Origin of the sequence: Prauserella muralis (assembly GCF_003202285.1) — a bacterium.
In the GTDB taxonomy this organism is placed as follows: Bacteria; Actinomycetota; Actinomycetes; order Mycobacteriales; family Pseudonocardiaceae; genus Prauserella_B; species Prauserella_B muralis.
The window spans coordinates 510,186-531,394 of the sequence record NZ_MASW01000007.1 but is presented as its reverse complement, the minus strand read 5'-3'; the positions used below and the strand labels follow the sequence as shown (position 1 = coordinate 531,394).

Here is a 21,209-nt window from a genome sequence, read left to right as displayed (position 1 = left end):
GAGCGGCGTGGTGACGGCACAACGCAGCAACGGGGTCACGTCCGGCTGGGGGTCGGACGTGGCGGACCGGCCGCCACCACGCCGCCCGGCTCACCGGGTGAGGCCGCTGCGCGTCCGCGTCTTTCACTCAGTGGAAAGCCTGCTTGCCGGGCATCGCGCCGCTGTCCACCATCACGCACGTGAACGGGCACGGTGGCCGCGGCGGCGGCACGTCGTCGAAGTCGGTGCTGGCACGCGGCCTGTCACTGCTGGACGCGTTCGCCACCGGCGAACCGGAGCTGAGCCTCGCCCAGATCGCCGCGCGCAGCGGGCTGCCGAAGCCGACGGCACACCGCCTGCTCGGTGAGCTCGTCGAGTGGGGCGCGCTGGAGCGCAGCGCCCCCGGCCACTACCGGCTCGCCTCGAAGCTCTTCCGCCTCGGTCAGCTCGTGCCGAAGCACCGGCTGCTGCGCGAGGCCGCCCTGCCGCAGCTGGAGCGGCTGCAGGCGGAGACAGGCGAGAACGTGCACCTCGCCGTGCCCGACAGCGTGTACACCCTCTTCCTGGAGAAGCTCACCGGGCGGGAGTCGATGACCATCGGCTCCCGCGTCGGCGGGCGGATGCACTCACACTGCACGGCCACCGGCAAGGTCTTTCTCGCCTGGGGCGGGCGGAGCCGGCTGCGGGAGGTGGTCGACGCCGGCCTGCCGAGGCTGACGCCGAGGACGATCGTGCTGCCCGGTCTGCTGCACCAGGACCTGGAACGCACGGCCGCCCGCGGCGTCGGCATCAACCAGGAAGAGGCGGAGCCGGGCGTGTCCGCGATCGCGGCGCCGGTGCTGGGGGCGCGCGGCCAGGTGGTGGCCGCCCTTTCGGTCACCGGCCGCGCCCACGGCCTCGACCTGGACCGCCTCGGTGGTGTGGTGAGGGCGGCGGCGAGCGCGATGTCCCGCACGCTCGTCCGCCACACCGGCTGAGCCGGGCGGCTCAGAACGGGTAGGCCGCCACGTCACCGCGCAGCGTCACCCAGCGCGTCTCGGTGAACGCCTCGACGTTGGCCGTGGCGCCGCCGAAACGGGAGCCCGTACCGGAGGCCAGGACACCGCCGAACGGGGCGTGCGCCTCGTCGTTGACCGTCTGGTCGTTGATGTGCACGATGCCGGTCGGGATGCGGTCGGCGAGCGCGAGTCCCCGCGTGACGTCCTTGGTGAGCACGCCCAGCGACAGGCCGTACTCGCTGGCGGCGGCCAGCTCGGCGGCCTCCTCGATGGTGCGGAACCGCGCCACCGGCGCCACCGGCCCGAACACCTCCTGGTCGTAGGCAGGCACGCCCGGCCCGGCCCCGGCCAGCACGGTCGGCCGGTAGAACAGGCCCTCGAACTCGCCGCCCGCGGCCACCGAGGCGCCCGCGTCGGCGCTCGCGGTCACCAGCCCGTGGATCTTGTCCCGCTGCGCGGCGTCGATGACCGGACCGAGTGCCACCTGCTCGGTGGCGGGGTCGCCGACGGGCAGGGCGGAGGCGGTGGCGGCCAGGCGCTCGACGTAGGCGTCGTAGAGCGACTCGTGCACCAGGTGCCTGCCGGTCGTCATGCAGATCTGGCCCTGGTGGAAGAACGAGCCCCAGGCCGCCGCGCTGGTGGTGGTCTCCACGTCGGCGTCGTCGAGCACGATCAGCGCCGAGTTGCCGCCGAGCTCCAGATGAGCGCGCTTCAGGTGCCGCCCCGCGAGCTCCCCGACGGCCCGGCCCGCGCCGGTCGAGCCGGTGAAGGAGATCACGCGCACGTGCGGGTCCTCGATGAGCGCCTGCCCGACGTCGGCGCCGCCGGGCAGCACGTGCAGCACGCCGGGCGGCAGGCCGGCCTCCTCGAACACCCTCGCCAGCGCGACTCCGCCGCACACGGCCGTGCGCGGGTCCGGCTTGAGCACCACCGCGTTGCCCAGCGCGAGTGCGGGCGCCACCGAGCGGATCGACAGGATCAGCGGCGCGTTGAACGGTGAGATCACGCCGACCACGCCCGCGGGCACGCGGCGCGCCATGCTCAGCCGCGGCGCCTCGCTGGGCAGCACCTCACCCAGTGCCCGGGAGGGCAGGGCCGAGGCCTCGTAGCACTCGCCCGCGGCGACGTGCAGCTCGAAGTCCGCCTTGCCGGGCACGCTGCCCGACTCCCGCACCAGCCAGTCGCGCAGCTCGGCGGCGTGCTCGCTCCACAGGTCGCCCGCCCTGCGCAGGATCGCCGCCCGCTCGTGGAACGGCGTGGCCGCCCACGTGCGCTGCGCCTCGGCCGCCCTGGCGGCCGAGGAGGTCACGTCGGCGGCGGAGGCCGCGCCGATCCGGCCCAGCTCCGATCCGGTGGCCGGCTCGACGACGGCCGCCTCGCCGCCGTCGGCCTTCTCCCAGGTCCCGGTGAAGACCCGGCCCTGCCAGGTCTGGCTGTCGAGAAAGGTCACTCTCGCTCCTTCGGGTGTGATCGGTGCTGGTCGATGCTGATCTGTGCGTGAACCGGCGCCCATCCTCGACGGCCGGGTGCGCAGGTGGCAGGCCTGCTTTCCGGTGAGTGAAACGCGGACCCGAGTTGACAGGGCGTCGAACAGATGTTCGGCTGTGATGGTGAGGTGGGATGGCCAGCGAACCGACGCCGAAGCCGAGCAGGCACTGCCGGGCCTGTCCGGGTTGATCCGCTCCGTGCGGTCGCCCGACTTCGCGGGCGTGACCTTCCACGAGGTCCACGCCCGGTCCGTGCTGAACAAGGTGCCCGGCGCCTCCCGGGTGCCGTTCGGCTGGACGGTCAACCCCTACCGCGGCTGCTCCCATGCCTGCGTCTACTGCTTCGCCCGCAACACGCACACCTACCTGGATCTCGACGCGGGGGAGGACTTCAACTCGCAGGTCGTCGTCAAGGTCAACGCCGCCGAGGTGCTGGCGGCACAACTGCGCAGGCCAGGCTGGACCCGCGAGCACGTGGCGATGGGCACCAACACCGACCCCTACCAGCGAGCCGAGGGCCGGTACGAACTGATGCCCGGGATCATCAGGGCGCTCGCGGGCTCGGGCACGCCGTTCTCCATCCTCACCAAGGGGACCGTGCTGTCCAGGGACCTGCCGCTGCTGGCCTCCGTCAACGCCGAGGTGCCGGTGGGCATCGGGGTCTCGCTGGCACTGCTGGACCGTGGCCTGCAGCGCAGGCTCGAGCCGGGCACGCCCAGCCCGCGGGCCCGGCTCGACCTCGTCCGCCGGGTGCGCGACGCGGGCCTGCCGTGCGGCGTGTTCATCGCACCCGTGCTGCCCGGCCTCACCGACTCCGCCGAGGCACTGGACGGGCTGCTCGCCGCCGTGGCCGACGCGGGGGCCACGGGCGCGACGGTGATCCCGCTGCACCTACGTCCCGGCACCCGGGAATGGTTCGCCCGCTGGCTGGCGGCCGAGCACCCGGACCTCGTGCCGCGCTACCGGCAGCTGTACGCGCGTGGCAGCTACCTCGGCACTGCGTACCGGCGGTGGTTGTCGGCCAGGGTGACACCGCTGCTGCGAAGGCACGGCCTCGCCCCGCGATCCGGTGGCGAGGAGCGCGGCGTGCCCGGAGACGAGGAGCCGCCGTGGCCGGGCGGTGCCGCGCCGGGCCGTGCGGCGACGGAGAAGGGGGAACAGATGACGCTGTTGTGAACGGATGGAACGGGCACACTCGGGGAAGCCTGGTGGCGGTCGGCCACGGCTGGTTCGTTAACCTGGGCCGTCGGCGACATACCGCTGAGGACGACCACGACCACCGTTTCCGAGAGGATCCTGCGAAGTGCTTCGCACCCACAACGCCGGCACGTTGCGTGTCGAGCACGCTGGCCAGACCGTCACCCTCACCGGCTGGGTGGCCCGGCGGCGCGATCACGGCGGGGTGATCTTCGTCGACCTGCGCGATGCCAGCGGCGTGGCACAGGTCGTCTTCCGGGAAGGGGAGATGGCCGAGCGCGCGCATCACCTGCGTGCGGAGTACTGCCTCAGGGTCGTCGGTGACGTGGCGAAGCGCCCGGAGGGCAACGAGAACCCGGAGATCCCCACCGGCGGCATCGAGGTGCTGGTCACCGACCTCGAGGTGCTGTCGGAGTCGGCGGTGCTGCCCTTCCCCATCGACGAGCGGGTCGACGTGGGCGAGGAGGTGCGGCTCAAGTACCGCTATCTCGACCTGCGCCGCAGCGGCCCGGCGTCGGCGATGCGGCTGCGCAGCGAGGCCAACCGCGCGGCGAGGGAGGTGCTGCACGAGCAGGGCTTCGTCGAGGTCGAGACGCCCACGATGACCCGGTCCACCCCGGAGGGCGCCCGCGATTTCGTGGTGCCCGCCCGGCTGCGGCCCGGTTCCTGGTACGCGCTGCCCCAGTCGCCGCAGCTGTTCAAGCAGTTGCTGATGGTCGGGGGCCTGGAGCGCTACTACCAGATCGCCCGCTGCTACCGCGACGAGGACTTCCGCGCCGACCGCCAGCCGGAGTTCACCCAGCTGGACATCGAGATGAGCTTCGTCGAGCAGGACGACGTGATGGCGCTCGGCGAGGACGTCGTGGCGGCGCTGTGGAAGCTGATCGGCGTGGACGTGCCGCGCCCGCTGCCGCGCATCACCTATGCCGAGGCGATGGCCAAGTACGGCACGGACAAGCCCGACCTGCGGTTCGGCCTGGAACTCACCGAGCTGACCGAGTTCTTCGCCGACACCCCGTTCCGGGTCTTCCAGGCCCCCTACGTCGGCGCGGTCGTGATGCCCGGCGGCGCGAGCCAGCCGCGCCGCACCCTCGACGCGTGGCAGGACTGGGCCAAGCAGCGCGGCCACAAGGGCCTGGCCTACGTGCTGATCGGCGAGGACGGCACGCTCAGCGGGCCGGTGGCCAAGAACCTCTCCGAGCACGAGCGTGAGAACCTCGCCGCCGCCGCCGGCGCGAAGCCGGGCGACTGCGTGTTCTTCTCGGCGGGCACGCCCGCCTCCGCGCGGCACCTGCTCGGCGCCACCCGGGTGGAGATCGCACACCGGCTGGGCATGATCGACGACGACGCCTGGTCGTTCGTGTGGGTCGTGGACGCGCCGCTGTTCGCGCCCGCCGAGGAGAGCGACGACGTCACCATCGGCTCCGGCAAGTGGACGGCCGTGCACCACGCGTTCACGTCGCCGACGCCCGAGTGGATCGACAAGTTCGACTCCGACCCGGGCAACGCGCTCGCCTACGCCTACGACATCGTCTGCAACGGCAACGAGATCGGTGGCGGATCCATCCGTATCCACCGCGCCGACGTGCAGAAGCGGGTCTTCGAGGTGATGGGCATCTCCGAGGAGGACGCGCAGGAGAAGTTCGGCTTCCTGCTCGATGCCTTCCAGTACGGCCCGCCGCCACACGGCGGCATCGCCTTCGGCTGGGACCGCATCGTGATGCTGCTGGCGGGCGCCGAGTCGCTGCGCGACGTCATTGCCTTCCCGAAGACCGGTGGCGGCTACGATCCGCTGACGGGCGCCCCCGCGCCGATCACCGCACAGCAGCGCAAGGAAGCGGGCGTGGACGCCAAGCCGGGCGCCAAACCGCAGGCCTGACGACCGCGGCCCGCCAGGGGCGCGATGCCTGCGCGCGGGAATGTCGGCGCCGCGGGAAATGCCCGCGCGTTGTGGTCACGGTTGCTCGTTCACTAGTAGGGTCGGACACGATGACTGTCGATACCTCCTCTGCCGACGATTCGACCGTCGGCGCAGGAGCGGAATCTCTGACCATCGAGGCCGCGGTCGAGGCCGCCGAGGCGGTGCTCGCCCAGCGGTTCGGCAGCGCCATCACCCTGATCGATGCCGAGGATCTCCACGGCAGCGGTCCGGCCACGGTGGTCAGGGCCAGGGTGGCCTCCTCGCCGTTCGCGCTGCCGCGCACGCTCGTGGTCAAGCACTACCCGGGCACGCCCGGCCCCGGGGAGGCCGATTCCTTCGCGCGGGAGGCGGCGAGCTACCAGCTGTTCACGGCTTTGCCGCCCGAGGAGCGCGTCTGCCCGGAACTGCTCGCGCACAGCGCCGAGCACCGGGTCATCGTCATCGACGACCTCGGCCGCACCTCCACGCTGGAGGACAAACTGCGCGGCTCGGACAGCAGGGCGGCGGAGACGGCCCTGCTGTCGTGGGCCCGCTCGCTCGGCAAGATCCACTTCAGCACCGCCAACCGCGAAGCCGACTTCAACGCGCTGCTGCGCAGGCTCAGCATCCGGTCCAAGAGCGAGGAGCAGGCGGGCCGCGACCTGGACGCCGACCCCGCCGAGGCCGTCGAGCAGGTGCCCGTGCTGCTGCGGGAGGTGCTCGGCGTGGCCACGCCGGAGGCGGTGCGGGACGTCGCCACGCGCGTCGGTGAGCAGGTGCGCGCCCCGTCCTACCGCGCGTTCAGCCCGGTCGACCTGTGGCCGGACAACAACCTCGTCACCCCCGCCGGGGTGCGGTTCCTGGACTTCGAGCGCGGCCGCGTCCGCAGCGCGCTCGTCGACGCCGCGCATCTGCGCATCCCGTTCATCACGAGCGCGAAGCCGCTGGCGCTGCCCGCGGGGATGGGCGAGGCGATGGTCGCCGCGTGGCGTGCCGAGGTCATCGAGCTCTGGCCCGCGCTCGCCGACGAGGACACCTTGTCGGCATACCTGCTGGACAACGAGCTGCTGCTGGTGTGGCTGGCGACGCTGCGCAGGCTGCCCGCGCTGGACAGCGCGCCGGAGACGTCGCAGGCGGGCTCGGCGGCCGCGCTGGCGACCTGGTGGCGCGACCTCGGCGAACACGCCGAGCGGGACGGTGAGGACGACGTCGCCGAACAGGCCTACGCGGTCGCGGGCGCGCTGAACACCCGGTTCGGGCCCGGTCTCGAGTTGCCGCTGTACCCGGCGTTCCGCTGACCGGGCGCGCCGCACCAACCATTCGTCACCCGGTTCACGTGTCGTTACCCGGGCATCACCAGCGGTGAGCCGGCGTGGCCCATGGTGTCACCGTGGTGTGCGACGACCTCGCCCGGACAGTGAACCCCCAACCCCGTACCGGCCCCGTCCGCCTGGCGGTGCTCGGCGACTCGACGGCGGTCGGGCTCGGCGACCCGCTGCCCGGCGGCGGCTGGCGCGGCGTGGGCCCGCTCGTGGCGCGGGCCCTCGGCGTCGAGCCCGCCGGGTACCTCAACTGCTCGTTCACCGGCGCGCGGATGCGCTGCGTGCGGACCGAGCAGCTGCCCGCGGCCGTGGCGCACCGCCCCGACGCCGCGCTCGTCATCGTCGGCATGAACGACACGTTGCGGTCGGACTTCGACCCCGCCGGCATCGCCGCCGACCTCGACCACGTGCTGACCACACTGCGGACGGCCGGTGCGGTGCCCGTGCCGGTGCGGTACCACGACCACGGCCGCGTCTTCCGGCTGCCGGGTTCGCTGCACCGCGCACTGCGGGGGCGGATCGAGCAGCTCAACGCCGCCATCGACGGTGTCGTGGCCCGGCACGGCGTGCCCTGCGTCGACCTCGGCCAGGTCCCCGGCGCCTACGAGCTGACGGCGTGGAGCGTGGACCGGCTGCACCCCTCCGAGCTGGGCCATCGGCTGCTGGCGCGCGAGTTCGCCGACCTGCTGCGCGCCGAGGGCTTCGGGGTGCCCGCCCCGGTGAGCCTGGCCTGCTCGGGAGGCGCCCAGGTGGGCGCGGCAGGCCACGTCGGCTGGCTCGTGGTCAAGGGCATTCCGTGGTTGTGGCGGCGCGGCAGGGACCTGGTGCCGCACGCGGCGAGCATCATGCTGCGCTCCGCGACCCGCCGAGCCGCGGGCTGGGCAGGCTGGACCGGTGCGGGCCGGCCGGCCGCCGACGCCTCCCCGGTACGGCCGGGCGCCGAGCAGCATGGCGTCGCCGCCCAGGCCGAGCTCCCCGCCGCCGCGAGCCTCTGACCACCGCCGCATTGGGCTCAGCGGTTCCGCCGGCGTGTGGAGGCTGCGCGGGGTTGTCGGCGCCCGGCGCTACCGTTTCCCGTGTGGAACAGGACGAGCTCTTCACGGTGAACCCGGACCTGGCGGCGCCGCCGGAGCCCGCCGAGCCGCGGGCGCCCGCGCAGCCGCCACCGGCTCCGCCCGGGTCGCCGCTGGCCGTGCGGATGCGCCCGAGGACCCTCGGCGAGGTCGTCGGGCAGCAACATCTGCTCGGGGAGGGAGCGCCGCTGCGCAGGCTCGTCGAGGGCGCCGCGCCGGCGTCCGTGCTGCTGTACGGCCCTCCGGGCACCGGCAAGACGACGCTGGCGAACCTGGTGTCCACCGCCACCGGGCGCCGCTTCGTGGCGCTGTCGGCGCTGTCGGCTGGCGTGAAGGAGGTGCGCGGCGTCATCGAGGAGGCGCGGCGCCGCCGCCGGTACAACGCCGAGGACACCGTGCTGTTCATCGACGAGGTGCACCGCTTCTCCAAGACCCAGCAGGACGCGCTGCTGGGGGCCGTGGAGGACCGCACGGTGCTGCTGGTGGCCGCCACCACGGAGAACCCGTCGTTCTCGGTGGTGTCCCCGCTGCTGTCGCGCTCGCTGGTGCTGCAGCTGCGTCCGCTCACCGACGACGACATCCGCGACCTGATCGCGCGGGCCCTCACCGAGGAACGCGGGCTCGGCGGCGAGTTCGAGCTGAGCGACGAGGCGATGGCCCACCTCGTGCGCCTGGCCTCCGGCGACGCGCGGCGCGCGCTCACCGCGCTGGAGGCCGCCGCCGACGCGGCGAAGGCCACCGGCTCCGCCGTGATCGAACTCGCCACCGTGGAATCCACTGTGGACAAGGCGGCGGTGCGCTACGACCGCGACGGCGACCAGCACTACGACGTCATCAGCGCGTTCATCAAGTCGATCCGGGGCTCCGACGTCGACGCCGCGCTGCACTACCTCGCCAGGATGATCGAGGCGGGCGAGGACCCGCGGTTCGTCGCCCGCAGGCTCGTGGTGCACGCGAGCGAGGACATCGGGATGGCCGATCCCACCGCGCTGCAGGCCGCCGTGGCCGCCGCGCACGCCGTGCAGTTCATCGGCATGCCCGAGGGCAGGCTCGCGCTCGCGCAGGCGACCGTGCACCTGGCGACCGCGCCGAAGTCCAACGCCGTCATCGCCGGGATCGACGCCGCGCTCGCCGACGTGCGCGCGGGCGGCGTCGGCACCGTGCCGCCGCACCTGCGCGACGGCCACTACGCGGGCGCGGCCCAGCTCGGCAACGCGCAGGGCTACCGCTACCCGCACGACGTGACCGAGGGCGTGCTCACGCAGCAGTACCCGCCGGACGAGCTGGTCGGCAGGGACTACTACAACCCGACCTCGCGCGGCGCGGAACGCACGCTCGCCGAGCGGGTGCCGAAGCTGCGGCGGACCGTGCGCGGCGACGGCTGAGGCAGCGGACTCGCCCGGCCTGCCTGGCATGGTCCTGCCCGCGCCGGGCTACCCCGGCACGAGACGACAGCGAGCCGACCTCAGGGAGTGCACATGGCGGACGCACCGACCGTCGCCGTCCTCGGCACCGGCGTGATGGGGCTGCCGATGGCGGCCAACCTGCTCGACGCCGGCCTGCGCGTGCGTGCCTGGAACCGCACACGCGAGAAGGCGCAGCCGCTCGCCGCGCGGGGAGCCGTGGTGGCCGCCACACCGGTCGAGGCCGTCGAGGGCGCGGACTTCGTGGTGACGATGCTCGCCGACGGCGCCGCCGTCCGCGAGACCGTCGAGCCGGTCCTCGGCTCCTTCGCGCCCGGCGCCGTGTGGATCCAGACGAGCACCGTCGGCGGCGAGCAGACCGATGTGCTCGCCGCGCTGGCGCGGCGCGCGAACGTGCCGTTCGTCGACGCGCCCGTGCTCGGCACGCGGGCCCCCGCCGAGCAGGGCACGCTCGTGGTCCTCGGTTCCGGACCCGTGGAGCTGCGCGAGCGGTGCGCCCCGGTGTTCGACGCCGTCGGCTCCCGCACGCTGTGGACGGGCCCGGCGGGTGCGGGCAGCAGACTCAAGCTGGTCGCCAACGCGTGGGTGCTGGCGCTGACCAACGCCACGGCCGAGAGCATCGCCCTGTCGCGGGAGCTGGGTGTCGACCCGGGGCTGTTCCTCGACGCCATCGGCGGGGGCCCGCTCGACGTCGGCTACGCCCACGTCAAGGGCGAGGCGATGCGCAACGACAGCTACCCGCTGAGTTTCGCCACGCGGCACGCGCTCAAGGACGCCGATCTGGTGCTGGCCGAGAGCGGCGGCGCCGACCTCGCCGGAGTTCGCGCGGCGAGGCAGCACCTCGGGCGCGCGGCGGCCGCCGGACACGCCGACGAGGACATGGCGGCGCTGTACCGAGCCGTCGCAACACGGAGTGTGACGGACGGGCAGGGTGGCCCGGCCGGGGCGGACGACGCACGGTAGCCTGACGCGCGACCGACGTCGCCATCGAGTCTCTGGAGGAGGGCACGTGTCGGCAGGGCACATCGCCGCGCTGATCGCCGCAGGCGCCTTCGTGTTGCTGGTGTTGTTCCTGGCGATCGCGTTGATCAAGCTCGGCCGCACGCTGGACGAGGCGACGATCGCCATCCGGAAGGCGCACGAGAACACCGATCCGATCCTGCACGGGGCCAACGACACCATCACGCACGTCAACACGCAGCTGGAGCGCGTGGACGGCATCACGGCGAACGCGCAGGCCGTGTCGGGCAACGTCTCGGCGCTGTCCTCGGTGTTCACCGCCACGCTCGGCGGGCCGCTCGTGAAGACCGCCGCGTTCTCCTACGGCGTCACGAAGGCGATGCGGGCGCGCCGCAAGGCCAAGGCCGAGGACAACGGCAAGCACGCGCGCCGGGGCAGGAAGGGTGGCCGCAGGTGAGGCGGCTGTTCTGGATGGGCGTCGGTGTGGCCGCCGGCGTCGCCCTGTCGCGCAAGGCCACCGAAACCGCTCGTCAAGCCACGCCCGCCGGGTTAGCCTCGAATCTGGGGGACGCCGTGCGGGAGCTCGCCGGCGCCCTCGGTGCCTTTGGCGCGGACATCCGTGCCGGGATGAGCGAGCGGGAGCAGGAGCTGAACGACATCGTGGAGCAGCGCTCGGGTCTGCCACGCAGGAGCGCGCCGGCCGCGTTGCCGGGCGAGGGCGGCAAGCACGCCGCCCAGGAGCCGCGTACCCGGCGAGCGCCTCGGGCGGGGAGCTGAGCGGCGCGCCGCCGCGTCCCTTCCCGCCGTCGTCGTTCGCCCCCTCAAGCCTCAGCTCAAGGAAGACCAGTGGAAACACACGAGATCAACAAGCGGTTCCTGGACTACTTCGAAAAGCACGGGCACACGAAGGTGCCCAGCGCCTCGCTGATCCTGGACGACCCGACGCTGTTGTTCGTCAACGCGGGGATGGTCCAGTTCAAGCCGTACTTCCTCGGTGACGTACCGCCGCCGTACCCGAGGGCGACGAGCGTGCAGAAGTGCGTGCGCACCGGCGACATCGACGAGGTCGGCAAGACCACCCGCCACAACACGTTCTTCCAAATGGCGGGCAACTTCTCGTTCGGTGACTACTTCAAGGAAGGCGCCATCGAGCGGGCCTGGGAGCTGATCACCAGCTCGCAGAACGACGGCGGCTTCGGCTTCGACCCGGACCGCATCTGGGTCACCGTCTACGAGAACGACTCCGAGGCCGCCGGCCTGTGGAGCGAGATCGCCGGTATCCCGTCCGAGCGGATCCAGTCGCGCGGCGGCAAGGACAACTACTGGGACATGGGCGTGCCCGGTCCCGGAGGCCCGTGCTCGGAGATCTACTACGACCGCGGCCCCGAGTTCGGGCGCGAGGGCGGCCCCGTCGTCGACGAGGATCGCTACCTGGAGATCTGGAACCTCGTCTTCATGCAGGACGAGCGCGGCGACCTCAGCCCCAAGGAGGGCCACCCGCCGATCGGGGAGCTGCCGAAGAAGAACATCGACACCGGCATGGGTGTCGAGCGGGTCGCCTACCTGCTGCAGGGCGTGGCCAACGTCTACGAGACCGATCTCGTGCGCCCGGTCATCAGCAGGGCCGAGGAGTTCTCCGGCCGCCGCTACGGCGCCGACCACGCCGACGACGTGCGGTTCCGTGTCATCGCCGACCACGCCCGCTCCGGCGTGATGCTCATCGGCGACGGCGTCACCCCCGGCAACGAGGCCCGCGGCTACGTGCTGCGCAGGCTGCTTCGCCGCATCGTGCGCTCCATCCGCCTGCTCGGCGTGCACGAGCCCGTGCTGCCCGAGTTCGCCAAGGTCGTGCGCGACGCCATGGCCCCCTCGTACCCGGAGATCGCCCGCGACTTCGACCGGATCAGCGACGTCATGCGCGCCGAGGAGGAGACCTTCCTCGCCACGCTCACCAGCGGCTCGCGCATCTTCGACCTGGCCGCCGAGGAGACCAAGCGCTCCGGGGACCGGATCCTGGCCGGGGACAAGGCGTTCCAGCTGCACGACACCTACGGCTTCCCGATCGACCTGACCCTGGAGATGGCCGCCGAGCAGGGTCTTTCGGTCGACGAGGAGGGCTTCCGCACGCTGATGCAGCAGCAGCGCGACCGCGCCAAGGCCGACGCCGCCGCGCGCAAGACCGGGCACGGCGACCTGTCGGTGTACCGGGAGCTGCTGGAGCGGCACGGCGAGACGCGGTTCCTCGGCTACACCGACCTGCAGGCCACCGCCCGGGTCATCGGGCTGCTGGAGAACGGCGCGCCCGCGGCCGTGGTCGGCGAGGGTCACCGCGCCGAGCTGATCCTGGACCGCACGCCCTTCTACGCCGAGAGCGGCGGGCAGATCGCCGACACGGGCGTGCTCGTCGGGCCCGGCGTCGAGGTGAAGGTCCACGACGTGCAGAAGCTCGTCCCCGGGCTGTTCGTGCACCGCGTCGAGGTGCTCGCGGGCGAGGTCGCCATCGACACTGAGCTCACCGCGTCGGTGGACGAGATGCGGCGCGCGGCCATCGCCCGCTCGCACTCGGCCACCCACCTGGTGCACGCCGCCGTGCGTGGCGCCTACGGCAAGCGCGCCGCCCAGGCCGGTTCGCTCAACTCCCCGGGCCGCATGCGGTTCGACTTCACCACCCCCGGCGCCGTGTCGGCCGACCTGCTCACCGAGGTGGAGGAGGAGGTCAACGACTACCTCCAGACCGACGTCGAGGTGCAGTCGTACATCACCACCAAGGACAAGGCGCTCGAACTCGGAGCGATCGCGCTCTTCGGTGAGAAGTACGGCAACGACGTCCGTGTCGTGGACATGGGCGACTACTCACGCGAGCTCTGCGGCGGCACGCACGTGGAGCGCATCGGCCAGCTCGGCCTGGTCAAGCTCGTCGGCGACTCCTCGATCGGCTCGGGCGTGCACCGGGTGGAGGCGCTGGTCGGGCAGGACGCACTGCGCCACGTCCGCAAGGAGCAGCTGCTCGTCTCGCAGCTGGCCGGCACCCTGAAGGTGCCCACCGACCAGCTGCCCGCGCGCATCGAGGACGTGCTGACCCGGCTGCGCAACGCCGAGAAGGAGATCGAGCAGCTGCGCACCCAGCAGGTGCTCGGCTCCGCCGCTTCGCTGGCCGAGAAGGCGCAGGACGTCGGAGGGGTCGCGCTGGTGGCGGAGAAGCTGGCCGACGGGGTCGACGCGGGCGGTGTGCGCGCGCTGGCGGGCGAGGTGCGCAACCGGCTCGGTTCCCGGCCGGGTGTGGTCGCGCTGTTCGCGCCGTCCGGCGACAAGGTCAGCTTCGTCGTGGCGACGACGGCCGCCGCCAGGGACAAGGGTTTCGCCGCGGGCAAGCTGGTGCCCGCGTTCGCGGATGCCCTCGGCGGCAGGGGCGGCGGCAAGCCCGACATGGCCCAGGGCGGCGGCAGCAACCCGGCCGGTGTCGAGCAGGCCATCGCCGCACTGCGGAACGCGGTAGCCCAGGGGTGAGCGAGCGTCGACCCGACCGGCCCGGGGAGCATGATCCCGGTGCCGGCCGCAGGCTCGCGGTCGATGTCGGCTCCGTGCGGGTCGGGGTCGCGCTGAGCGATCCCGCCCCGCTGCTGGCGAGCCCGCTCGTTACGCTGTCGCGTGATGCGGAAGGCGACAGCGATCTCGACGACCTGGCCCGTCTTGTCACCGAAAACGAGGTGGTTGAGGTGATCGTGGGACTGCCGAGGACGCTCGCGGACCGGCACGGCCGGGCTGCGGCGATCGCCGTCGAGTACGCGGACCGGCTGGCCGCACGCCTGGACCCGGTCCCGGTCCGGCTGGCGGACGAGCGGCTCACCACCGTCAGCGCGAGCCGCATGCTGTCCCAGCGCGGTGTGAAGGGCCGCAAGCAGCGCGCCGTGGTCGACCAGGCCGCGGCCGTCGAGATCCTGCAGGGCTGGCTGGACGCCCGCGGCGCCGCGATCGCGAGGGGAGCGGGTCAGGCATGAGCACGCCCTACGACGGTCCCGGTGGCAGGCGCAGGGCAAGGCCGCCCCAGCGGCCCGCGCCCGCCGAGCGCCCGCAACGCCCCGCACCCGCGGAACCGCCTCAGCGCCCGCTCGCGGGCGACCAGCCCGCGAGCAGGCGGCCACCGCTACGCCGCGCCCGGCATGCGGCACCCGAGCCCGGCCCTCGCGCGGGCGCCGCGCGGCAGGGGGAGCCGCCCGAGCCCCCGCCGGAGCGACGTCCCCGTCCCCCCGCGCGCCGCGGTGAGCCGCCGCGCCGCAGGCGTTCCCCCAATGACGGCGTGCCACCCGACGAGAACCCCACCGAGATCCTCGACCTCGGCTACGACGAGCTGCTCGACGAGGGCGTCGCCGACGACGAGTACTACGAGGACGACGACGACCGCGCGCTGCCGGAGTACTTCGACGACGAGCGCGACGAGCCACCGGAGCCGAAGCGCACGCGCAAGCGGGGCAGGCGCTTCCTCGGCTGGATGGCGGCACTCACGGTGATCGTGCTGCTGGCCGGCGGTGCCTACTACGGCGCGCGGGAGCTGCTCGGCTTCGGGTTCGAGGACTACTCGGGCGCGGGCGAGAAGGACGTGGTGCTGCAGGTGGAGGACGGCGACTCCACCAGGGCCATCGCGAACAAGCTCGAGCAGCTCGACGTCGTCGCCAGCGCCGAGGCGTTCGTCGCCGCGAGCGAGGACGACCAGCGGGTGCTGTCGATCCAGCCCGGCTACTACCAGGTGAAGACCAAGATCTCCGGCGCCGACGCGGTCACGAACCTCGTCCGGCCGGAGGCGAGGGTCGGGGAGCTGCAGCTGCGGCCCGGCACCCAGCTCGACGACATCACCCAGCCGGGCGGCAAGGTGACGCCCGGGGTGTTCTCCCAGCTGTCGCAGGCCTCGTGCGCCGAGCTCAACGGCAGGAGCACGTGCATACCCGCCGAGGAGCTGCGGCAGACCGCGGCCACCGCCGACCTGGCCAAGCTCGGCGTGCCCGGCTGGGCGGTCGCCGACGCGGCGAAGGCCGAGCCGAAGCGCAGGCTGGAGGGCATCATCCAGCCCGGGGTCTATGACGTGAAGCCGGGCTGGGACGCGACCCGCCTGCTCACGGAGGTGCTGTCCAAGTCGGCACTGCGGATGCAGGCGGCCGGCCTGCCCGACGCGGCGGGCAGCACCGAGTTCAGCCCCTACCAGGTCCTGGTCATCGCCTCGATCATCGAGCGGGAGGGCGTGGAGGCCGACTTCGGCAAGGTCGCCCGCGTCATCTACAACCGCCTCGACAAGGGGATGCGGCTGGAGATGGACTCGACGGTGAACTACGTGCTCGACCGGCCCGAGATCCGCACCAACGCGGCGGACCGGCAGCGGGCGGGCGCCTACAACACCTACCGCAACACCGGCCTGCCGCCGACGCCGATCTCCGCGCCCAGCGCCGAGGCCATCGCCGCCGCCGAGCGGCCGGCCGAGGGCGACTGGCTGTACTTCGTCAAGTGCGAGACCAACGGCCTGTCGTGCTTCTCCGCCAGCTACGACGAGCACCGGCGCAACGTCGAGGACGCGCAGCGGCGCGGAGTCTTCTGACATGGAACGGCGGGCGGCGGTGCTCGGCAAGCCGGTGCGGCACTCGCTGTCTCCGGTGCTGCACGGCGCGGCCTACGCGGCACTCGGTCTGCACGGCTGGAGCTACGAGCGGGTCGAGCTGGACGCCGAGGGCCTGCCCGGGTTCGTCGCCGGGCTCGGCCAGGAGTGGGCCGGCCTCTCGGTGACGATGCCGGGCAAGCGCGCGGCGCTGGAGTGCGCCGCCGAGGCGACTCGCAGGGCCCGCACCGTCGGGGCCGCGAACACGCTCGTGCGGCTCGGCTCGGGCGGCTGGCGCGCCGACTGCACCGACGTCGACGGCGTCACCGGCGCTCTGCGGGCCGCGGGCGGCTTCACACCCGGTGCCGGGGACACGGCGGTGGTGCTGGGCGCGGGCGGCACCGCGTCGGCCGCCGCGGCCGCGTTCGCCGAACTGGGCCTGACCGGGGTGCGGCTGGTGGTGCGGGAGCCCGCGCGGGCCGAGGACGCCGTGGCCGCGGCCAAGCGCGCGGGGCTCGCCGTGGAGGTGCTGCGCTGGTCCGAGGTGGACTTCCGGCGGGTGGCGGCCGAGTCGGCGGTGCTGGTGACCACCGTGCCGCCGGACGCGGTCGCCCCGCACGTCGGCGCGCTGGCGTGCGCGCCGTGCGTGCTGGACGTGATCTACCACCCGTGGCCCACCCCGCTGGCCGAGGCGGTGGCCGCGCAGGGCCGCCGGGTCGCGACGGGCCTGGACATGTTGTTGCACCAGGCGTTCGGCCAGGTGGAGCAGTTCACCGGGCTGGCGGCGCCCCGCGAGGTGATGCGCGACGCGCTGCGCGAGGCCACGGGCGGCATTCTGCCGCTGCCGCTCGCGTAACGGACAACCGGCGTTCACCTGACCGGGTTAGGGTGCTGCGCATGCCCCGACTCCGCCGATGGCCGACCCTGCTCGCCGCCGCCCTGCTCGCGGCCGCTGCCGTACCCGCCGCTGCCGCGCCCGCGGGCCCGCCGCCGGAGGTGCGGTTCGCGACGTTCAACGCCTCGCTCAACCGTGCCGCCGAGGGCGCGCTGCTGGCCGATCTGTCCACGCCCGGTGACGCGCAGGCCCGCGAGGTCGCGGAGGTCATCCAGCGGGTCCGGCCCGACGTGCTGCTCGTCAACGAGTTCGACTACGTGCCGCACAACGCCGCCGCCGACGCGTTCCGGGACAACTACCTGGAGATCGGGCAGAACGGGGCACGGCCCATCGACTACCCGTACGCGTTCACCGCGCCCGTCAACACCGGTGTGCCCACCGGGTTCGACCTGGACCGCAACGGCACGGTCGGTGGCGGCAACGACGCCCACGGCTTCGGCGGGTTCGAGGGCCAGTACGGGATGCTGGTGCTGTCGAAGTACCCGATCGACACCGCCAGGGTGCGCACCTTCCAGCGCTTCCTGTGGAAGGACCTGCCCGGGGCGCTGCTTCCGGACGACCCGGCGACGCCCGAGCCCGCCGACTGGTACGCGCCCGAGGTGCTCGACGTGCTGCGCCTGTCGTCGAAGTCGCACTGGGACGTGCCGGTCCGCGTCCACGGCCGGACGGTGCACCTGCTCGCCGCGCACCCCACGCCGCCGACCTTCGACGGTGCCGAGGACCGCAACGGCACCCGCAACCACGACGAGATCCGGTTCTGGGCCGACTACGTCACGCCGGGCCAGGGCCGTTACCTCTACGACGACCAGGGCAGGCGCGGTGGGCTGCGGGCCGGCGAGCGCTTCGTCGTCGCCGGCGACTACAACGCCGACCCGGTCGACGGCGACAGCGTCGCCGGTGCGGCCGGTCAGTTGCTCCGGGCACCGCGGGTGCACGACACGCGCCCCGCGAGCCAGGGCGGGGCGGTCGCGGCCGAGGAGCAGGGCGGCGCGAACACCGGCCACGAGGGCAGCCCGTGGCTCGATACCGCCGACTTCAACGACCAGGCGCCCGGCAACCTGCGCGTCGACTACGTGCTGCCCTCCCGCGGCCTGGTCGCGGTGGGCGACGGTGTGTTCTGGCCGGTGCCGGGCTCGCCGCTGGCGCGGCTGAACGACGCCTCCGACCACCACCTCGTGAGGGTCGACGTGCTGGTGCCCTGAGGCCGTTCAAGAGGATGCCTGCCGGAGGTGATCCGCGGGCGCGGCCCGGCCGAAGGCCCTTGGCGCGCTTCTTGAGCACTGCCCTAGGTTGGGGGCATGAAGATCGCCATCCTCGACGACTACCAGAACGTGGCGCTGGAGCTGGCCGACTGGGCGAGCCTCGGCGCCGAGATCGAGGTGTTCACCGAGCACATCGCCGACCACGATGAGCTGGTCCGCAGGCTCGCGGGGTGCGAGGTGGTGGTGGCGATGCGGGAGCGTACGCCGTTTCCCGAACAGTTGCTGGCCCGGCTGTCCGACCTGAAGCTGCTCGTCAGCACGGGCCCCAGGAACGCGTCGATCGACGTGGAGGCGGCCGGGCGGCACGGCATCGTGGTGACCCACACCGGTTACCTGCCGCACCCGACGGTGGAGCTGACGTGGGGCCTGATCCTGGCCACGCTGCGCAACCTGCCCGCCGAGATCGCCTCGGTGCGTGAGGGTGGCTGGCAGCGCGGGCTCGGTGAGAGCCTGCACGGCCGGACGCTGGGCCTGCTCGGGCTGGGCAGGCTCGGCTCGCGGGTGGCACGCGTGGGCCAGGCGTTCGGCATGCGCACGATCGCGTGGAGTCAGAACCTCACCGCCGAGCGGGCCGCCGAGCACGACGTGACGGCCGTGTCGAAACAGGAGCTGTTCGCCTCCGCCGACATCGTCTCGATCCATCTCGTGCTCAGCGGCCGCACGCGCGGGCTGGTCGGGGCGGCGGAACTGGCCGCGATGAAGCCCACCGGGCTGCTGGTGAACACGTCGCGCGGGCCGATCGTGGACGAGCCGGCGCTGCTGGAGGCTCTGCGGCAGCGGCGCATCGGCGGCGCCGCGCTCGACGTGTTCGACACCGAGCCGCTGCCGGCCGACCACCCGCTGCGCTCGCTGCCGAACGTGACGATCACGCCGCACATCGGCTACGTGACGCGCGACGTCTACGAGGTGTTCTACACCGACGCGGTGGAGAACATCGCCGCCTACCGGGCAGGCGAGCCGATCCGCGTCATGACAGCTCGCTGAGCACCGCGTCGGTGTAGGCGGGCCAGGCCTCGGCGGCCCACGGGCCGAACGTGCGGTCGGTCAGCACGACGCAGGCCGCGCCCGCGTCCGGGTCGGCCCACAGGAACGTGCCGGACTGTCCGAAGTGGCCGAACGTGCGCGGCGAGCTGCGCCGTCCGGTCCAGTGCGGGTCCTTGTGGTCGCGGATCTCGAAGCCGAGGCCCCAGTCGTTGTTCTGCTGATGCCCGAAGCCGGGCAGCACGCCGCTCAGCCCAGGGAAGACCACCTGAGTCGCTTCGGCCACAGTGGACGGCGCGAGCAGGGTGGGTCGCTGCAGCTCGCGCGCGAACGCCACCAGGTCATCCACAGTGGACACCGCGCCCGCGGCGGGGGAGCCGTCGAGCCGGGTGTTCGCCAGCTTCAGCGGCCCGAACACGGCCTCCTGCTGGTAGTCGGCGAAGGCGATGCCGGAGTGCTCGGCGAGCGCGTCGGCGAGCTGCTCGAAGCCTGCGTTGGAGTACATGCGGCGGCGGCCCGGAGGGGAGAGCACCTTGTGCTCGTTGAAACTCAGCCCCGCGGTGTGCGCCAGCAGGTGGCGGATCGTGGCACCCTCCGGGCCCGCGGGGGTGTCCAGCTCGACCACGCCCTCCTCCAGGGCGATCAGGGCCGTGTAGGCGGTGAGCAGCTTCGTCACCGAGGCCAGCGGGAAGGTGCGCGCGGTGTCGCCGTGGCTGCCGAGCAGCGTCCCGTCGGCGCTCACCACCGCGGTCGCGGCGTTGTCCACGGGCCACTGCTCGACCAGGCGCACACTGTCCATGCGCCCACCCTACGAAGGCGGGCGGCTCAGCCGGCACTCAGGTGGGTGGCGAACCAGCCTCCGGCCAGCTCCGCGACCCGCTCCAGTGTGCCCGGCTCCTCGAACAGGTGCGTGGCGCCGGGGACCACGGCCAGCTCCTGCGGACCAGCCAGGCGCCGGGCCGCCTGCTCGTTGAGCTGCAGCACCTGCGGGTCGAGTTCTCCCACGACGAGCAGCACGGGGCAGGTCACGTCGTCGAGGGCCTCTCCGGCGAGGTCGGGCCGGCCGCCGCGGGACACCACGGCGCGCACCAGGCCGGGGCGGCGGGCGGCCGCCACCAGCGCGGCGGCGGCACCGGTGCTCGCGCCGAACACCCCGACCGGCAGCCCCCGGGTGCGTTCGTCCCGTGCGACCTGGTCGAGGGCCTCCACCAGCCGCCCGGCGAGCAGGCCGATGTCGAAGCGCAGCTCCGCCGTGGCCGCGTCCTCGCGTTCCTCCTCGGCGTCGAGCAGGTCGAACAGCAACGTCGCCAGCCGGTCGTCCTGCAGGGTCCTGGCCACGGCGACGTTGCGCGGGCTCTGCCGGGAGCTGCCGGAGCCGTGTGCGAAGACCACCACGCCACGCGCGTCGGCGGGCACGGTGAGGTCACCGGGCAGCGACGTGCGCTCGGTGTCGACGGCGAAGGGCACTGTCACCGTTCACACCCCCTTCTCCAGCAGGTCGACGACCTCGTCGTCGCTGGTCTGGCCGAAATCGGCGTACCACTGGCCGACGGCCCGGAAGTCGGGCGGCTCGGAGGCGCACACCACCTCGTCGGCCACCTCCCGCAGGCTCGCGGCGGCCGGCACGGCGCACACGGGCGCCGCCAGCACCAGCCGCCGGGGGCCGTCCTCGCGCAGCGCACGCAGGGCCGCGGTGGCGGTGACGCCGGTGGCCAGCCCGTCGTCGACGAGGATCACGTCGCGGCCCTCGATGCGTTCGGGTTCGCGGCCCCGCTGGTAGTGCTCGACCCGGCGCTGCGCCTCCGCGCGTTCGCGCTCGCAGGCCCGCTCGAGGTCCTCGGGTGTCAGGCCGAGCATCCGCACGCTGTTGTCGTCGTAGCTCGCCGGGCCGTGCGCGGTGACCGCCCCGATGCCGAACTCGGGATGGCCGGGTGCGCCGATCTTGCGGGCCACGGCGACGCCGAGCGAGGCGCCGAGCGCGGAGGCCACCTCCGCGGCCACCGGCACGCCGCCGCGGGCCAGGCCCAGCACGATCGGATCCGCCCAGTCCCGGTCACGTAGCAGGTCGCCGAGGACGCGGCCCGCCTGCCGCCGGTCGGCGAACGTCCGGTTGGTGGTACTCGTGTGCCACTGCATGGGCTCTCCTCACC

The 21,209-nt window shown here is 73.2% G+C and carries 19 protein-coding genes; 15 read left to right on the top strand and 4 right to left on the bottom strand.

The window, feature by feature from the left end; genetic code table 11:
• The first annotated feature begins 179 nt into the window (after positions 1-179).
• Entirely contained in the window at positions 180-956 is a 777-nt protein-coding gene (locus BAY60_RS32130) for an IclR family transcriptional regulator (RefSeq protein WP_245992941.1), read from the top strand.
• A gap of 10 nt (positions 957-966) precedes the next feature.
• Here the strand turns inward: BAY60_RS32130 and BAY60_RS32125 are convergent, their stop codons facing one another.
• Positions 967-2,427 (bottom strand): benzaldehyde dehydrogenase, encoded by a 1,461-nt coding sequence (locus tag BAY60_RS32125; RefSeq protein WP_112285149.1) that lies wholly within the window; start codon positions 2,425-2,427, stop codon positions 967-969.
• A 157-nt stretch (positions 2,428-2,584) separates the two neighbouring features.
• Here BAY60_RS32125 and BAY60_RS32120 point away from each other — a divergent pair, with 157 nt between their 5' ends.
• The 14 genes from BAY60_RS32120 to BAY60_RS32055 all read left to right on the top strand — a co-directional run bounded on the left by BAY60_RS32120 (position 2,585) and on the right by BAY60_RS32055 (position 19,062).
• Positions 2,585-3,640 carry an Rv2578c family radical SAM protein gene (locus tag BAY60_RS32120; RefSeq protein ID WP_112285148.1) on the top strand — a complete coding sequence of 352 codons (1,056 nt, stop codon included), beginning with the start codon at positions 2,585-2,587 and terminating at the stop codon, positions 3,638-3,640.
• Positions 3,641-3,767: 127 nt separating this feature from the next.
• The gene (gene aspS, locus BAY60_RS32115) at positions 3,768-5,540 is read left to right on the top strand and encodes an aspartate--tRNA ligase (protein WP_112285147.1); all 1,773 of its coding nucleotides are present in this window, start codon (positions 3,768-3,770) and stop codon (positions 5,538-5,540) included.
• A gap of 110 nt (positions 5,541-5,650) precedes the next feature.
• Complete coding sequence (locus BAY60_RS32110; RefSeq protein ID WP_112285146.1) at positions 5,651-6,859, top strand: phosphotransferase; 1,209 nt, start codon at positions 5,651-5,653, stop codon at positions 6,857-6,859.
• A 74-nt stretch (positions 6,860-6,933) separates the two neighbouring features.
• A complete protein-coding gene (locus BAY60_RS32105) occupies positions 6,934-7,878 on the top strand; it encodes an SGNH/GDSL hydrolase family protein (protein WP_112285145.1) in 945 nt (314 codons plus the stop codon).
• A gap of 83 nt (positions 7,879-7,961) precedes the next feature.
• Complete coding sequence (locus BAY60_RS32100) at positions 7,962-9,341, top strand: replication-associated recombination protein A (RefSeq protein WP_112285144.1); 1,380 nt, start codon at positions 7,962-7,964, stop codon at positions 9,339-9,341.
• A gap of 93 nt (positions 9,342-9,434) precedes the next feature.
• Complete coding sequence (locus BAY60_RS32095; RefSeq protein WP_112285143.1) at positions 9,435-10,343, top strand: NAD(P)-dependent oxidoreductase; 909 nt, start codon at positions 9,435-9,437, stop codon at positions 10,341-10,343.
• A gap of 46 nt (positions 10,344-10,389) precedes the next feature.
• Complete coding sequence (locus BAY60_RS32090) at positions 10,390-10,797, top strand: DUF948 domain-containing protein (RefSeq protein ID WP_112285142.1); 408 nt, start codon at positions 10,390-10,392, stop codon at positions 10,795-10,797.
• Positions 10,794-11,117 carry a hypothetical protein gene (locus BAY60_RS32085; RefSeq protein WP_112285141.1) on the top strand — a complete coding sequence of 108 codons (324 nt, stop codon included), beginning with the start codon at positions 10,794-10,796 and terminating at the stop codon, positions 11,115-11,117. The genes BAY60_RS32090 and BAY60_RS32085 overlap by 4 nt, the downstream gene beginning before the upstream one ends.
• Before the next feature lie 69 nt (positions 11,118-11,186).
• Positions 11,187-13,847, top strand: a complete 2,661-nt coding sequence (alaS, locus tag BAY60_RS32080; RefSeq protein WP_112285140.1) for an alanine--tRNA ligase — start codon at positions 11,187-11,189, stop codon at positions 13,845-13,847.
• Entirely contained in the window at positions 13,844-14,338 is a 495-nt protein-coding gene (gene ruvX, locus BAY60_RS32075) for a Holliday junction resolvase RuvX (protein ID WP_112285139.1), read from the top strand. The genes alaS and ruvX overlap by 4 nt, the downstream gene beginning before the upstream one ends.
• Positions 14,335-15,924, top strand: a complete 1,590-nt coding sequence (gene mltG / locus BAY60_RS32070; RefSeq protein ID WP_112285138.1) for an endolytic transglycosylase MltG — start codon at positions 14,335-14,337, stop codon at positions 15,922-15,924. Before ruvX ends, mltG begins: the two co-directional genes overlap by 4 nt.
• Before the next feature lies 1 nt (position 15,925).
• Complete coding sequence (locus BAY60_RS32065; protein ID WP_112285137.1) at positions 15,926-16,777, top strand: shikimate dehydrogenase; 852 nt, start codon at positions 15,926-15,928, stop codon at positions 16,775-16,777.
• A 41-nt stretch (positions 16,778-16,818) separates the two neighbouring features.
• Positions 16,819-18,018, top strand: coding sequence for an endonuclease/exonuclease/phosphatase family protein (locus tag BAY60_RS32060; protein WP_112285601.1), 1,200 nt, complete (start codon positions 16,819-16,821; stop codon positions 18,016-18,018).
• Between the two features lie 96 nt (positions 18,019-18,114).
• Positions 18,115-19,062, top strand: coding sequence for a D-2-hydroxyacid dehydrogenase family protein (locus tag BAY60_RS32055; protein ID WP_112285136.1), 948 nt, complete (start codon positions 18,115-18,117; stop codon positions 19,060-19,062).
• Here BAY60_RS32055 and BAY60_RS32050 read toward each other — a convergent pair.
• Genes BAY60_RS32050 through BAY60_RS32040 form a run of 3 tightly spaced genes read right to left on the bottom strand, consistent with a single transcriptional unit; the run spans position 19,046 to position 21,195 of the window.
• Positions 19,046-19,858 (bottom strand): serine hydrolase domain-containing protein, encoded by an 813-nt coding sequence (locus BAY60_RS32050; protein WP_112285135.1) that lies wholly within the window; start codon positions 19,856-19,858, stop codon positions 19,046-19,048. The two genes, BAY60_RS32055 and BAY60_RS32050, sit on opposite strands and share 17 nt — an antisense overlap.
• A gap of 26 nt (positions 19,859-19,884) precedes the next feature.
• Positions 19,885-20,532: a dienelactone hydrolase family protein gene (locus BAY60_RS32045; protein WP_112285134.1), complete on the bottom strand. Its 648-nt coding sequence runs from the start codon at positions 20,530-20,532 to the stop codon at positions 19,885-19,887.
• A 3-nt stretch (positions 20,533-20,535) separates the two neighbouring features.
• On the bottom strand, positions 20,536-21,195 hold the full coding sequence (locus tag BAY60_RS32040; protein ID WP_112285133.1) for a phosphoribosyltransferase: 660 nt from the start codon (positions 21,193-21,195) through the stop codon (positions 20,536-20,538).
• Positions 21,196-21,209 lie beyond the last annotated feature (14 nt).

What these genes read in the sequence shown, in the direction of transcription:
- BAY60_RS32055 (WP_112285136.1), top strand. Translation starts at nt 18,115, where the DNA reads ATGAAGATCGCCATCCTCGACGACTACCAGAACGTGGCGCTGGAGCTG.
- BAY60_RS32065 (WP_112285137.1), top strand. Translation starts at nt 15,926, where the DNA reads ATGGAACGGCGGGCGGCGGTGCTCGGCAAGCCGGTGCGGCACTCGCTG.
- mltG (WP_112285138.1), top strand. Translation starts at nt 14,335, where the DNA reads ATGAGCACGCCCTACGACGGTCCCGGTGGCAGGCGCAGGGCAAGGCCG.
- BAY60_RS32095 (WP_112285143.1), top strand. Translation starts at nt 9,435, where the DNA reads ATGGCGGACGCACCGACCGTCGCCGTCCTCGGCACCGGCGTGATGGGG.
- BAY60_RS32120 (WP_112285148.1), top strand. Translation starts at nt 2,585, where the DNA reads ATGGTGAGGTGGGATGGCCAGCGAACCGACGCCGAAGCCGAGCAGGCA.
- BAY60_RS32060 (WP_112285601.1), top strand. Translation starts at nt 16,819, where the DNA reads ATGCCCCGACTCCGCCGATGGCCGACCCTGCTCGCCGCCGCCCTGCTC.
- BAY60_RS32110 (WP_112285146.1), top strand. Translation starts at nt 5,651, where the DNA reads ATGACTGTCGATACCTCCTCTGCCGACGATTCGACCGTCGGCGCAGGA.
- BAY60_RS32040 (WP_112285133.1), bottom strand. Translation starts at nt 21,195, where the DNA reads ATGCAGTGGCACACGAGTACCACCAACCGGACGTTCGCCGACCGGCGG.
- BAY60_RS32050 (WP_112285135.1), bottom strand. Translation starts at nt 19,858, where the DNA reads ATGGACAGTGTGCGCCTGGTCGAGCAGTGGCCCGTGGACAACGCCGCG.